This is a genomic window from Aurantimonas sp. NFXS3 (assembly GCF_049132005.1).
Taxonomy (GTDB): Bacteria; Pseudomonadota; Alphaproteobacteria; order Rhizobiales; family Rhizobiaceae; genus Aurantimonas; species Aurantimonas coralicida.
In genome coordinates, this window is the sequence record NZ_JAGDDZ010000003.1 from 177,019 (window position 1) to 189,975 (window position 12,957).

A 12,957-nucleotide genomic window follows, 5' to 3' on the forward strand; every position below is an offset into this window, starting at 1 on the left:
TGTCAGACCCCGCTCGCCGGAATGCCGGTGCGCTCGATCTTGCGCGGCGCGGTGAGTTCCTTCCAGGTCGACAGCGCCTTGGCGGCGGGCGCGCTGGCCGGACGCTCGACGAAGCGGCCATTGCCCTTTTCGGCCCGCACGTCGCCCTCCTTGAAGGCGAGGCGGCCGCGCGAGAGCGTCATCACCGGCAGGCCGGTCAGTTCGATGCCCTCGAAGACGTTGTATTCGATCACCGATTTCTGGGTCTTGGCCGAGATGGTCTTGGTGGCGGCCGGGTCGAAGATCACCAGATCGGCGTCGGCCCCGACGAGAATCGCGCCCTTCTTCGGATAGATGTTGAGGATCTTGGCGATGTTGGTGGACGTGACGGCGACGAACTCGTTCATCGTTAGCCGGCCGGTGCCGACGCCCTTTGTCCACAGGACCGCCAGCCGGTCTTCGAGGCCCCCGGTGCCGTTGGGGATCTTGGTGAAGTCGCCGAGCCCCATGCGCTTCTGCTCGTCGGTGAAGGCGCAATGGTCGGTGGCGACGACCTGCAAGGAGCCGGCCGCGAGGCCCGCCCAAAGCGAATCCTGGTTCTTCTTGTCGCGGAAGGGCGGCGACATCACCCGGCGGGCGGCGTGCTGCCAGTCGGGATGGAAATACTCGCTCTCGTCCAGCACCAGATGCTGGATCAGCGGCTCGCCATAGACCCGCATGCCCTTCTGGCGGGCCCGGCGGATCGCTTCATGGGCCTGTTCGCAGGAGGTGTGGACCACGTAGAGCGGGACGCCCGCCTGATCGGCGATCATGATGGCGCGGTTGACCGCCTCGCCCTCGACCTCGGGCGGGCGCGAATAGGCGTGGCCCTCCGGCCCGTTATTGCCCTCGGCGAGCAATTTCTGCTGCAGGAAGGCGACGACGTCGCCGTTCTCGGCATGGACCAGCGGCATGGCGCCGAGCTCGGCGCAGCGGGTGAAGGACGCGAACATCTCGTCGTCATTCACCATCAGCGCGCCCTTGTAGGCCATGAAGTGCTTGAAGGTGTTGATGCCGGCCTCGACCACCTTGGGCATCTCGTCGAAATATTTCTGGCCCCACCAGGTCACGCCCATGTGGAAGGAATAGTCGGTGCGGGCCGGACCGGCCTTCTGGAACCAGGTCTGCAGCGCGTCCAGCGGCCCCTGGTCGGGGGCAGGCAGGCAGAAATCGACGGTCATGGTGGTGCCGCCGGCCAGCGCCGCCGCCGAGCCGGAATCGAAATCGTCCGCCGAATGGGTGCCCATGAAGGGCATTTCCATATGGGTGTGGGGGTCGATGCCGCCGGGCATGACATAGGTGCCGGAGGCGTCGATCACCTCGTCGCCCGACAGGTCGGGACCGATCGCCGCGATGGTGTCGCCATCGATCAGGATGTCGGCCTTGTAGGTGAGATCGGCGGTTACGATCGTGCCGCCCTTGATGACGATGGTCATGGTGACTCCTGGCTGGACGATGGAAGATTGGAAGGCGCCGCGCCGACGACGCCTGCCAGTTGCAGGAAGATCATCAGGGCCCGGTCGACCTCAAGCATGCGGTCCGGGTCGACACTGCCGATCGGCGCATAGACCTTTTCGCGCGGATAGGTCTGGAGCTTGTCGACCATCAGCTGCGAACGCTCCCGCAATCCGTTCGACGGCGCCGGCTCTACGGGAATGCGGATAGAGATGTCCTTGCCAAGATCGGTGGTGAAGGGAACGACCGTGACGCTGCCAAGACGCTCGGCGAAATGGTCGGCGTGCACGACAACGGCCGGCCTGGCCTTGCCGTAGTCTCCGTTCCCCGAGACGAGCACGACATCCCCTCTCCTCATTGAGGAAGATCGTCCCACAGATCGGCGACCTCGTCCGACAGGCGATCGATCTCTCCCGACCGGCGATCCGCCGCATTGATCGCCCGGCAGTCCTTGTCCAACTGCGCCTGAAAGGCCAGATCGTTCCAGTTCGGCACCCACATTTCGACAGGCTGAAATCCGCGAGCCAGAAGATCGGCCCGTTCCGCTTCGGTCAGTTCCTTCGGCCTGCCCATGACGACCTCCTGGCGTTGCGCGATCCCGGTCCAGCCTACTCCACGATGCCCGCAGTCTCCACGACCGCGCGCATCAGGACGTTGGCGCCGGCCGTCGCCCATTCCTTGGAAATCTCTTCCGCCTCGTTGTGGGACAGGCCGTCGACACAGGGGCACATGACCATGGCGGTCGGCGCAACGCGGTTGATCCAGCAGGCGTCGTGGCCGGCCCCCGAGACGATGTTACGGTGGGAATAGCCGAGCGCCTCGGCGGCGTCGCGGATGGCCGTCACGCAGGTTTCGTCGAAGGTCACCGGATCGAAATGGCCGACCTCGTCGACGGACACGTCGATGTCGAGCGCGTCGGCGATCAGGTCGATGCCGTCCTCGATGCGCTCGCGCATCGTGTCGAGGGTGTCCTTGGACGGCGAGCGGATGTCGACGGTGAAGACGCAGCGGCCGGGAATGATGTTGCGGGAGTTCGGATGGACGTCGATCTGGCCGATCGTGCCGACGGCGTTCGGCTGGTAATCCATCGCCACCTCATGGACGAGCTCGATGACCCGCGCCATGCCGAGGCCGGCATTGCGCCGCTTGTACATCGGCGTCGAGCCGGTGTGGCTCTCCTTGCCGGTCAGGGTGACCTCCAGCCAGTAGAGCCCCTGTCCGTGGGTGACGACGCCAATGTCGATCCCCTCGTCCTCCAGAATCGGCCCCTGCTCGATGTGCAACTCGAAGAACGCCTTCATCTTGCGGCTGCCGACCGGCTCGTCGCCCTGCCACCCGATCCGCTCGAGTTCGGCGCCGAAGCTCTTGCCGGCGGCGTCCTTGCGGTCCTTGGCCCAGCTCTCTTCCAGAACGCCGGCGAAGACACCCGAGGCCAGCATGGCCGGGGCAAAGCGGGTGCCCTCCTCGTTCGTCCAGTTGGTGACGACGATCGGATGCCGAGTGCGGATATTGAGGTCGTTGAGGGTGCGCACCAGTTCGAGGCCGGCCAGCACGCCGAGGACGCCGTCGTACTTGCCGCCGGTCGGCTGGGTATCGAGATGACTGCCGACATAGACCGGCAGCGCCTCGGGATCGGTGCCTTCGCGGCGGGCGAACATGTTGCCCATCGTGTCGAGGCCCATGGTCAGTCCGGCCGCCTCGCACCATGCCTTAAAGAGCGACCGCCCCTCGGCGTCCTCGTCGGTCAGGGTCTGGCGGTTGTTTCCGCCGGCGATGCCCGGGCCGATCTTCGCCATCTCCATCAGCGAATCCCAGAGGCGGTCGCCGTCGATCTGGAGATTGGTGGCTGGGCTCATGGGGTCACTCTCTCGATCTGTTGCGGTGCCGTCAGGCGAGGGTCTTCAGAATGCCGCGCAGCGTCTCGACGATCTCGCCGATCTGGTCCTCGGAGATCATCAGCGGCGGCGACAGGGCGATGATATCGCCGGTCGTGCGGATCAGCAGCCCCTTTTCGTAGGCTTCCAGGAAGGCCGAGAAGGCCCGCTTGGTCGGCTCCCCGGCGATCGGCTCCAGCTCGATGGCGCCGATCAGGCCGATGGTGCGGATGTCGATCACATGGGGCTCGCCCTTCAGCGAATGGATCGCCTCGGCCCAGACCGGCTCCAGCGCCTTCGCCCGCTCGAACAGCCCGTCTTCCTTGTAGGTCTCCAGCGTTGCGAGACCCGCCGCCGCGGCGATCGGGTTGCCGGAATAGGTATAGCCGTGAGCGAACTCGATCAGATGCTCGGCGCCGCCCATGAAGGCGTCGTAGATCTCGTCCTTCACATAGACTGCGCCCATCGGGATGACGCCGTTGGTCAGGCCCTTGGCGGTGACCATGATGTCCGGTGTCACGCCGAAATAATCGGCGGCGAAGGCCGTGCCCATGCGCCCGTAGCCGGTGATCACCTCGTCGAAGATGAGCAGGATACCGTGCTGGTCGCAGATCTCGCGCAGCCGCTTCAGATAGCCCTTCGGCGGCGGCAGGACGCCGGTCGAACCGGCCACCGGCTCAACGATCACCGCCGCGATGGTGGAGGGATCGTGCAGGGTGGCGATGCGCAGGAGGTCGCCGGCCAGTTCGGCGCCATGCTCGGTCTCGCCGCTGGAATAGCCGTTGCGGACCGGATCGTGGGTGTGGCGCATGTGGTCGACGCCGGTCAGGAGCGTGCCGAACATCTTGCGGTTGCCGACAATGCCGCCGACCGAGATGCCGCCGAAATTGACCCCGTGATAGCCGCGCTCACGCCCGATCAGGCGGAAGCGGGCTCCATCGCCCTTCGCCCGGTGATAGGCGAGCGCGATCTTCAGCGCGGTCTCGACCGACTCGGAGCCGGAATTGGTGAAGAACACGTGGTCGAGGCCGGACGGCGCGATCGCGGCAAGGCGCGAGGCCAGTTCGAAGGCCTTCGGATGTCCCATCTGGAAGGCCGGCGCGTAGTCGAGCTCGGCCGCCTGCTTCTGGATCGCCTCGACGATCCGCGGCCGGCAATGGCCGGCATTGACGCACCACAGGCCGGCGGTGCCATCCAGTACCTGGCGCCCGTCGGACGTGGTGTAGTGCATGTCCTTGGCCGCGACGAACATGCGCGGCGTCTGCTTGAACTGCCGGTTCGCGGTGAACGGCATCCAGAAGGCTTCGAGATTGTTGGGCGCGATCGGTGCGTTCTCGTTCATCGGCTGCCGCCTCAATGGGACGGTTCCGAAGCCCGGATCGTCCGAAATCTTGACTAATTGGTCAAAAGCGAGGCTAGAAGGTCGTCAGGAACCGGTCAAGCGTCCTGCTGAAGATCTGCGCAGAATATCGCAGTGCAAAATAGGCGGGCAGACTCCGGTTTGGAGAGGGCGGAACGCGTGGACCAGACAGTCGAGCATTCCGGCACAGAGTTGCCGCATGGCGACCGCCAGCCGACCCGCATCCAGGCGATCAACCGCGAGATCATCCTGGACGCCGCGCTCGAAGTGTTTTCGGTCAACGGCTTCCGGGGATCGACCGTCGACCAGATCGCCGTGCGGGCGAAGATGTCGAAGCCGAATCTCCTCTATTATTTCCGCCGCAAGCAGGACATCTACCGGGCGGTGCTGGAGCACACGCTGGACGACTGGCTGGCGCCGCTGGAAGCGATGAACGCCGACGGCGACCCGATCGAGGAGCTGCGCCGCTACATCACCGCCAAGCTCGCCATGTCGGAAGACAATCCGGCCGCCTCGCGCCTGTTCGCCAACGAGGTCCTGGCCGGGGCCCCGGTGGTCGGCGACTTTCTCGCCACCCGGCTCAAGCAGCTCGTCGACGTGAAGGCGCGGGTCATTCGGGACTGGGTCGATCGTGGCCAGCTCGCACCGGTCGATCCGTACCATCTGATCTTCATGATCTGGGCGACGACCCAGCACTATGCCGATTTCGACGTGCAGATCCGCGCGATCGTCGGCCGTCAGGTCGATGCGCCCGGCTTCCGCGAGCAGACCGCGCAGGCCGTGCTGTCGGTCGTCCTCAACGGCATCCGGCCACGGGATTGACGTTCACTCGCGGTCGGACGGATTGCGCTCGCCCACCGCTCAGGCGGCGGTGGCCGCGGTGCTGCGCGGCTCGATCGCGTCCTGGGTCAGCGCCTCGAATTCATGCGGCCAGCGGTCGGCGATCTCGACCAGCATCTTCGGCAGGTCCGAAGCCGGGCGCGGCCGCGAGAAATAATAGCCCTGCATCTCGCGGCATCCCTCGGCGTAGAGAATGCGCATCTGCTCCGGCGTCTCGATACCCTCGGCGATGACCCGCATGTCGAGGGCGTTGGACAGGCCGATGACCGAACGCACGATGGCGATGTTCTCCGGCCGCGACATGTCGCGCACGAAGGACTGGTCGATCTTGATCTTGTCGAAGGGGAAGCGGTTCAGATAGCCGAGCGAGGAATAGCCGGTGCCGAAATCGTCCATCGAGATGGTCAGGCCCATCCGGCGGAATTCCGTCAGGATCGAGAGCACCTTGTCGCCCTCGTCGAGGAACAGGGATTCGGTGACCTCGATCTGCAGTCGCGACGGCTGCAGCCCGGACTTGGCCAGAACGCGCCGCACATCGGCGACGAGGGTCGGGCTCTTGAACTGCACCGCCGAAAGGTTGACCGAGATGGCGAGATCGCTGACCCAGCTCGACGCCTGCTCGCAGGCGGTTTCCAGCGCCCACAGGCCGATCTGGGTGATCAGGCCGGTTTCCTCGGCCAGCGGGATGAAGGTGGAGGGGCTGACACGGCCGCGTTCCGGGTGGTTCCAGCGCAGCAGAGCCTCGAAGCCGCTGATCGCGCGGCGCCCGGTATCGACGAAGGGCTGGTAGAACAGCTCGAACTGGCCCTCTTCGATCGCCTTCTGCAGGTCGATCTCCAGTTCGCGGCGCTGCTGCAGCTTCTGGCGCATGCTCGGCTGGAACATCCGGTAGCTGCTGCCGGCCGACTGCTTGGCCTGGTAGAGCGCGAGGTCGCAATTTTGCAGCGCGATCGCGGCGTCGAGATCCACGGGACGCTTGCCGCCTGCAACATAAAGGGCGCCGACGCTGCCAGAGGCGCTGATGTGGCGACCTTCGACCTCGAAGGGCTCGTCGAAGCTGGCGACCATCGAACGAGCCAGTTCCTCGGCATCGGCAGCGGATCGGCCACCGAGGAGGATGACGGCGAATTCGTTGCCGCCGAGGCGCGCGACCGTCGCCTTCGCGCCGGCCTTCTCGATCAGCCGCGCACCGCACTGGCGCAGGATGGCGTCACCGACGGGATGGCCATAGGTGTCGTTGATGGTCTTGAAGCCGCGAATGTCGATGACCGCGATGGTCAGCGCCTTGCGGCCCTTGCCGAGCGCCTCGTCGAGGATTTCGGCGAAGACGCCGCGATTGGGCAGTTCGGTCAGGGCGTCGTGGCCGGAGAGGTGCTGCAGGCGCCGGGCGATGGCCTCGCGCTCGGTGATGTCCTCGAAGGTGATCAGAAGGCCGTCGCCGGACATGCCGCGACGCTTCACTTCCATGATCTGCCCCTCGCCGACTTCCTGGACATGCGACGCCGTGTCGTTGGGCGCGACACGGCCGGTCAGCCGCGCATCGGTGAAGAAGTCGCGGGCGTTGGTGCCGGCCGGGTGGTCGCCGAAGAGTTCGGTGAAGGTCTCGTTGCACAGGATCATGCGCTTCTGGCCGTCCAGCATGCAGAGCGCCTGGGTCATGTTGTTGAGGGCCGCGGTCAGCTGGTCCTGCTGGGTGTTGAGCCGGCCGGCCATCAGGTCGACCTTGTCGAGCATCATCGTCTCGAGCTTCTCGCAATGCTCCTGCATCTGCCGCAGGGCATTCAGAACGTCGCGCACCTCGCTCGGGCCGCGGGCCTCGATCATGTCGCACTCGATACCGCTGGCCAGGTTGCGGGCAAGACCCGACACCCGGCGCAGCGAGGCGCCGACGGAGCGCGACAGGAAGACGGCAAAGCCCGCCATGCCGATGAGGATCGCGGCCAGGCCGGCGAAATTGCGCAACCGCGCGCTCTCGATGGCGCCGACCGCTTCGGCCTTGGTCTGCACCAGGTCGGCGTTCATCGCCGTGACCGCGCGGTCGAGAACCAGCGCAGTGCTGGCGATCTCGCGAGCCGCCATGCGGGCTGACATGTTGCCGCCGGAGGCTTCCAGCCGGCTCAACGGATACAGGAGCTCGGACAGGATGGCCTGAACCTCGGCGGAGCCGGACTGGGCGAGGGCTGTCTGCACGTCGGCCTTGATCGAGGAGATGGTGCGCATCGCCGGTTCCAGCCGGACCTGCGCGTCGTCGCCGCTGGCTGTCTCCTGCGTGCCGAGGCTCTCGGCCAATGCGACCGTCTTGCCCTTGGCGACCTGGAGCCGCCCGAGCGGATCGATCCCGCCGTCGTAGAAATTCTGCGCGAAACCGAGGGACACGGACTGGGAATGATAGGAAAAGGCCGCGAACAGGAGCGCCAGCACCGCGAAGATCGAACTGCCGATAATGAGACGCAAATGGATCGACATACAGCTCATTTCCCAATCGGCTGCCATTTCAGGCAACCGCATTCTCGACGCGCACGCAGCAGTTCTGACAGAAGAATGCTTCGGCTAGGTTACTTCACGGTTACGTGACGACGGGTCGCGCGAATTATTTTCGCCGGTTTTTCAACCTGTGGCTTTGGCTGCATACCGGCCGGCGCGGCGTCCGGAGAACAGGCAGCCGCCAAGAAAGCCGCCTTCGAGCGCATTGTATCCGTGGTAGCCGCCGCCGCCGAAGCCGGCGATCTCGCCAGCGGCATACAATCCCGGGATGGGCCGATCGTCCGCCGCGAGCACCCGGCCGTCCAGATCCGCATGAAGACCGCCGAGAGTCTTGCGCGTCAGGACGTTCAGGCGGACAGCGATCAGCGGTCCATGGGCGGGATCGAGGATCGCATGGGGCCTGGCGGTCCGGATCAGCCGGTCGCCCAGATACCGGCGGGCGCCGCGCAGCGCGATAATCTGCGCATCCTTGGAGAAGGGGTTGGCGATCTCGCGATCGCGCGCGACGATCTGCGCTTCCAGATGCGCCCGGTCGAGCCTCGGCTCGCCGGCAATCGCGTTCATGCCGTCGACCAGTTCGCCCAATGTGTCGGCAACGACGAAATCCTCGCCATGCCGCTTGAACGCCTCGACCGGTGGCGGTGCATTGCGGCCGCGCCGGTTGCGCAGCACGGCGCGCCAGTCCTTGCCGGTCATGTCCGGGTTCTGTTCGGACCCGGACAGCGCGAATTCCTTCTTGATGATCGACTGGGTTAGCACGAACCAGGAATGGCAATGGCCGGTCGACAGGATCCGCTTGAGGGTCGCCAGCGTGTCGAAACCCGGCAGTGCCGGCGGCTCCATGCGATTGCCGAGCGCATCGAACCACAGGGACGACGGGCCGGGCAGGATGCGGATGCCGTGCATCGGCCAGATCGGGTCGTGATTGGTGACACCCTCGGTATAGTGCCACATGCGGTCGCGGTTGATGACGCGGCCGCCGGCCGCCTCGGCGATCTCCAGCATGCGACCGTCGACATGGGCTGGAACGCCCGAGATCATCTTCTGCGGCGCCGGTCCGAGCCGCGCGACCGGCCAGTTGCGCCGTACCATCTCGTGATTGCCGCCGACCCCGCCGGCCGTCAGCAGGATCGCGCCGGCCTCGATCTCGAAATCGCCGATCACCGCGCGGGACGAGGTTTCTCCGCGGGCCGTCGTGGCCGGGGCGAGGATTTCGCCCGCAACGCCCGTCGCCGTGCCATCGACGATCCGCAATTCGCTGACCCGGTGGCGGCCTTTCAGGATGATGCGCCCGGCCGCCATGTGCGCGCGCACGCGCCGCTCGAAGGGCGCGAGCACACCGGGACCGGTACCCCAGGTGATGTGAAAGCGCGGCACGGAATTGCCATGGCCGGTGGCCAGGCTGCCGCCACGCTCGGCCCAGCCGACGACCGGAAACCAGCGCAGGCCCATCGCGTGCAGCCAGGGCCGCATCTCGCCGGCGGCGAACTCCACATAGGCCTCGGCGACGATGCGCGGCCAGTGGTCCTCTTCGCGGTCGAAGCCGGCCGAGCCCAGCCAGTCCTGCAGCGCCAGTTCGCGGCTGTCGCGAATGCCAAGGCGGCGCTGCTCGGGGGTGTCCACCATGAACAGGCCACCGAGCGACCAGAAGGCCTGCCCGCCGAGATGATCGGCGCTCTCCTGATCGACGACGACGACGCGGCGTCCGGCGTCGGCCAGTTCGCCCGCCGCCACCAGTCCGGCCAGACCGGCACCGACGACGACCGCATCGGTGCGTTCGCTCAAATCGGTCCCTCCTCCCGATGCTTCTCCCGATGCCGCCCTCCGTCAGCCAGGAGGTGCCTACGGCCGTCGCCTCCCGGCGACGCCGTGTTGCGTCACTCGGCGGCGTCGGGCAGCACCACCGGCTCGGCGGCGTGCTGCTGGCGCTCCTTCGCCATCGGATTGTTCGGATGGCTCGTCCAGTTGCCGTAGATGTCGGGGATCGGCCGCTTGGTGCGCGGATCGAAGCCGGTGATCCGCTCCATGGTGATGCAGTCCTCGACCGGGCAGACGTCGACGCACAGATTGCAGCCGACGCATTCCTCGTCGATCACCTCGAACTTGCGGATGCCGTCGACCATGCTGGTGATCGCCTGATGCGAGGTGTCCTCGCAGGCGATGTGGCAGCGCCCGCAGGAGATGCACTTGTCCTGGTCGATCCGCGCCTTGGTGACGTAGTTGAGGTTGAGATACTGCCAGTCGGTGACGTTGGGTGCGGCACGGCCGCGGAAATCCTCGATCGAGGCATAGCCCTTCTCGTCCATCCAGTCGGACAGGCCCGAGCTCATCTCCTTCACCACCTTGAAGCCGTAGGTCATCGCCGCCGTGCAGACCTGCACGGTGCCGCAGCCGAGCGCGATGAACTCCGCCGCGTCGCGCCAGGTGGTGATGCCGCCGATGCCCGACATGGGCATTCCGGCCGTCTCGGGATCGCGGGCGATCTCCGCCACCATGTTGAGCGCGATCGGCTTGACCGCCGGGCCGCAATAGCCGCCATGGCTGCCCTTGCCGTCGATGGTCGGGGTCGGGGCGAAATTGTCGAGGTCGATGGAGACGATCGACGAGACGGTGTTGATCAGCGACACGGCGTCGGCGCCGCCCTTCCTGGCCGCCCGGGCCGGAAAGCGGATGTCGGTGATGTTCGGGGTCAGCTTGACGATGACCGGCAGCTTCGAGTGCTGCTTGCACCAGCGCGCGACCATCTCGATATATTCGGGCACCTGGCCGACCGCCGCGCCCATGCCGCGCTCGCTCATGCCGTGCGGGCAGCCGAAATTCAGCTCCACGCCGTCGGCGCCGGTCTCCTCGACGAGGCCGAGGATCTTCTGCCAAGGCGCCTCCTCGCAGGGCACCATCAGCGACACGATCATCGCCCGGTCGGGCCAGTTGCGCTTGACCCGGGCAATCTCCTCGAGGTTCGTATCGAGCGCCCGGTCGGTGATCAGCTCGATATTGTTCAGACCCAGCAGCCGCCGGTCGGGACCATAGATCGCGCCGTAGCGCGGGCCGTTGACATTGACCACCGGCGGGTCCTCGCCGAGGGTCTTCCAGACGACCCCGCCCCAGCCCTGCTCGAAGGCGCGCTGGACGTTGTATTCCTTGTCGGTCGGCGGCGCCGAGGCGAGCCAGAACGGGTTCGGCGAGGAGATGCCGAGGAAATTCGTCGCGAGATTGGCCATGGCTCGTTCTCCCTAGATCCGACCGGGGGTCAGTGCTCCGACCGCATCGGACATGACATCCGCGATCCGGGCGCCGAGCCCCTTCTCCGCCGCCAGCTCCGCATGGATGCTCTCGGCTGCGACCTTGCCGTCCTCGACCGCCACGACGGTGAGGTCCTCGCCCTCGAAGATGCAGTCGCCGCCAGCCCAGACGCCCTTGATCGAAGTGCGCCGCTCGGCATCGACGCGGATGCGGCCGCGCTCCAGCGCGATGCCGTCGCTCTCGTCGTCGAGACCGTCGGGCAGGAAGCTCTGGCCGATCGCCTTGAAGATCTGGTCGGCCTCGATGGTCACCGTCTCGCCGGTGCCCGTCAGCCGGCCGTCCTCGATGGTCGTGCGCTCCAGTTCAATGCCGCGGACATGGCCGCCCTCGGCGAGAATGCGCTTTGGCTGCAGATGGCAGCGGATCTGCACGCCGCGGGTCTGGGCGATCTCCTGCTCGTAGGCCGAGGCGTTCATGGCGTCCTGGCCCCGGCGATAGGCGATGGTCACCTCCTCCGCGCCGAGCGCCTTGGCCTGCACCGCCGCGTCGACGGCGGTCATGCCGCCGCCGATGACAACGACGCGGCGGCCGACCGGCAGGTTGGTGAGATCGGTGGTCTGGCGGAGATCCGCGATCCAGGCGACGGCGTCGGCCGAACCGCTGCTCGTCTCGCCCTCGGCCCCGAGCGCATTGACGCCGGCCAGCCCCAGCCCGAGGAAGACCGCATCATAGTCGCGGCGCAGATCGGCAAGATGGATGTCGCGACCGAGCGCCTTGCTGGTCTCCAGCGTGATGCCGCCGATGGACAGGATGAAGTCCACCTCGCGCTGGGCGAACTGTTCCGTCGCCTTGTAGGCGGCGATGCCATATTCGTTGAGGCCGCCGGGCTTGGGCCGTGCGTCATAGAGCGTGACGTTGTGCCCATGCAGGGCGAGCCGATGGGCGCAAGAGAGGCCCGCGGGACCGGCGCCGACTACGGCGATTGTCTTGCCGGTCGGTTCGGCGCGGGTGAAGGGATGCTCGCCCGTCTCCATCAGATGGTCGGTCGCATAACGCTGCAGGAGACCGATCTTCACCGGCTTGCCCTCGCCCACTTCGCGGACGCAGACCTCCTCGCACAGGGTCTCGGTCGGGCAGACCCGGGCGCACATACCACCGAGTATGTTCGACGAGAGGATGGTCTTGGCCGCGCCGGTCGGGTTGCCGGCCTGGATCTCGCGGATGAACAGCGGGATGTCGATCGACGTCGGACAGGCCGTCATGCACGGCGCGTCGTAGCAGAAATAGCAACGATCGGCCTCGACCAGCGCCTCGTGCTGCTCGAGCGGCGGATGGATGTCAGAGAAATTGCCCGCCAGCTTGTCGGAAGCGAGGCGCCCTGCGCCGATATCGGGCCGGAACGGTCGGGTTTCGTTCATGCGTCGCATCCCCCTCGAAACCTTCCAGGGAGCCGGCGACGGCGATCTTCCGGCCTTCGACGGCTCGTGGAAGATTAGAATGATGCCAGTTTTTCAAAAGGTCAAATTTTTTATCGTCTGGTCAAAAATTGACCCGATTGCCTCTCGGGCAACAGCGATTATTGCCGCCACTGCCTAGGCGGTAACCGCGATCCGATGCGCGCACCGAACGACACGCCGGTCCCACCGCGTGTCAGCGCTGCGCCTGGAAAGCCGAAGAGGATTG

General features: G+C 66.2%; 11 protein-coding genes. 2 read left to right on the forward strand and 9 right to left on the reverse strand.

The genetic code is table 11. The features are described from left to right. Window positions 1-2: 2 nt before the first annotated feature. The 5 genes from hydA to J3367_RS11130 are packed head-to-tail and all read right to left on the reverse strand — an operon-like array spanning window position 3 to window position 4,689. On the reverse strand, window positions 3-1,454 hold the full coding sequence (gene hydA / locus J3367_RS11110; RefSeq protein WP_187390829.1) for a dihydropyrimidinase: 1,452 nt from the start codon (window positions 1,452-1,454) through the stop codon (window positions 3-5). Then, window positions 1,451-1,831: a type II toxin-antitoxin system PemK/MazF family toxin gene (locus J3367_RS11115; RefSeq protein WP_421461226.1), complete on the reverse strand. Its 381-nt coding sequence runs from the start codon at window positions 1,829-1,831 to the stop codon at window positions 1,451-1,453. Before J3367_RS11115 ends, hydA begins: the two co-directional genes overlap by 4 nt. After that, entirely contained in the window at window positions 1,828-2,046 is a 219-nt protein-coding gene (locus tag J3367_RS11120; RefSeq protein ID WP_421461026.1) for an antitoxin MazE-like protein, read from the reverse strand. The genes J3367_RS11115 and J3367_RS11120 overlap by 4 nt, the downstream gene beginning before the upstream one ends. 35 nt (window positions 2,047-2,081) lie before the next feature. Then, window positions 2,082-3,329, reverse strand: coding sequence for a Zn-dependent hydrolase (locus J3367_RS11125; protein ID WP_421461029.1), 1,248 nt, complete (start codon window positions 3,327-3,329; stop codon window positions 2,082-2,084). A gap of 31 nt (window positions 3,330-3,360) precedes the next feature. Continuing rightward, a complete protein-coding gene (locus J3367_RS11130) occupies window positions 3,361-4,689 on the reverse strand; it encodes an aspartate aminotransferase family protein (RefSeq protein WP_421461032.1) in 1,329 nt (442 codons plus the stop codon). A gap of 177 nt (window positions 4,690-4,866) precedes the next feature. On the opposite strand from J3367_RS11130, the gene J3367_RS11135 reads away from it, so the two are divergent. Next, a complete protein-coding gene (locus J3367_RS11135) occupies window positions 4,867-5,529 on the forward strand; it encodes a TetR family transcriptional regulator C-terminal domain-containing protein (protein ID WP_024350290.1) in 663 nt (220 codons plus the stop codon). A 39-nt stretch (window positions 5,530-5,568) separates the two neighbouring features. Here the strand turns inward: J3367_RS11135 and J3367_RS11140 are convergent, their stop codons facing one another. The 4 genes from J3367_RS11140 to J3367_RS11155 form a co-directional block, all read right to left on the reverse strand. Then, window positions 5,569-8,013: a putative bifunctional diguanylate cyclase/phosphodiesterase gene (locus J3367_RS11140; RefSeq protein WP_421461035.1), complete on the reverse strand. Its 2,445-nt coding sequence runs from the start codon at window positions 8,011-8,013 to the stop codon at window positions 5,569-5,571. Window positions 8,014-8,154: 141 nt separating this feature from the next. Continuing rightward, a complete protein-coding gene (locus tag J3367_RS11145) occupies window positions 8,155-9,816 on the reverse strand; it encodes an FAD-binding dehydrogenase (RefSeq protein ID WP_421461037.1) in 1,662 nt (553 codons plus the stop codon). Window positions 9,817-9,908: 92 nt separating this feature from the next. Then, a complete protein-coding gene (preA, locus tag J3367_RS11150; protein WP_421461040.1) occupies window positions 9,909-11,252 on the reverse strand; it encodes an NAD-dependent dihydropyrimidine dehydrogenase subunit PreA in 1,344 nt (447 codons plus the stop codon). A 12-nt stretch (window positions 11,253-11,264) separates the two neighbouring features. Beyond that, window positions 11,265-12,701 carry an NAD(P)-dependent oxidoreductase gene (locus J3367_RS11155; RefSeq protein ID WP_421461042.1) on the reverse strand — a complete coding sequence of 479 codons (1,437 nt, stop codon included), beginning with the start codon at window positions 12,699-12,701 and terminating at the stop codon, window positions 11,265-11,267. Between J3367_RS11155 and J3367_RS11160 the strand changes: the two genes are divergently transcribed. Continuing rightward, window positions 12,691-12,870, forward strand: coding sequence for a hypothetical protein (locus tag J3367_RS11160; RefSeq protein WP_024350285.1), 180 nt, complete (start codon window positions 12,691-12,693; stop codon window positions 12,868-12,870). The two genes, J3367_RS11155 and J3367_RS11160, sit on opposite strands and share 11 nt — an antisense overlap. The last annotated feature ends 87 nt before the right edge of the window (window positions 12,871-12,957 follow it).

Bases quoted from the DNA above. Each gene is read 5' to 3' on its own strand.
- J3367_RS11140 (WP_421461035.1), bottom strand. From the start codon at position 8,013: ATGTCGATCCATTTGCGTCTCATTATCGGCAGTTCGATCTTCGCGGTG.
- J3367_RS11155 (WP_421461042.1), bottom strand. From the start codon at position 12,701: ATGCGACGCATGAACGAAACCCGACCGTTCCGGCCCGATATCGGCGCA.
- J3367_RS11115 (WP_421461226.1), bottom strand. From the start codon at position 1,831: ATGAGGAGAGGGGATGTCGTGCTCGTCTCGGGGAACGGAGACTACGGC.
- J3367_RS11120 (WP_421461026.1), bottom strand. From the start codon at position 2,046: ATGGGCAGGCCGAAGGAACTGACCGAAGCGGAACGGGCCGATCTTCTG.
- J3367_RS11160 (WP_024350285.1), top strand. From the start codon at position 12,691: ATGCGTCGCATCCCCCTCGAAACCTTCCAGGGAGCCGGCGACGGCGAT.
- J3367_RS11130 (WP_421461032.1), bottom strand. From the start codon at position 4,689: ATGAACGAGAACGCACCGATCGCGCCCAACAATCTCGAAGCCTTCTGG.
- preA (WP_421461040.1), bottom strand. From the start codon at position 11,252: ATGGCCAATCTCGCGACGAATTTCCTCGGCATCTCCTCGCCGAACCCG.
- hydA (WP_187390829.1), bottom strand. From the start codon at position 1,454: ATGACCATCGTCATCAAGGGCGGCACGATCGTAACCGCCGATCTCACC.
- J3367_RS11125 (WP_421461029.1), bottom strand. From the start codon at position 3,329: ATGAGCCCAGCCACCAATCTCCAGATCGACGGCGACCGCCTCTGGGAT.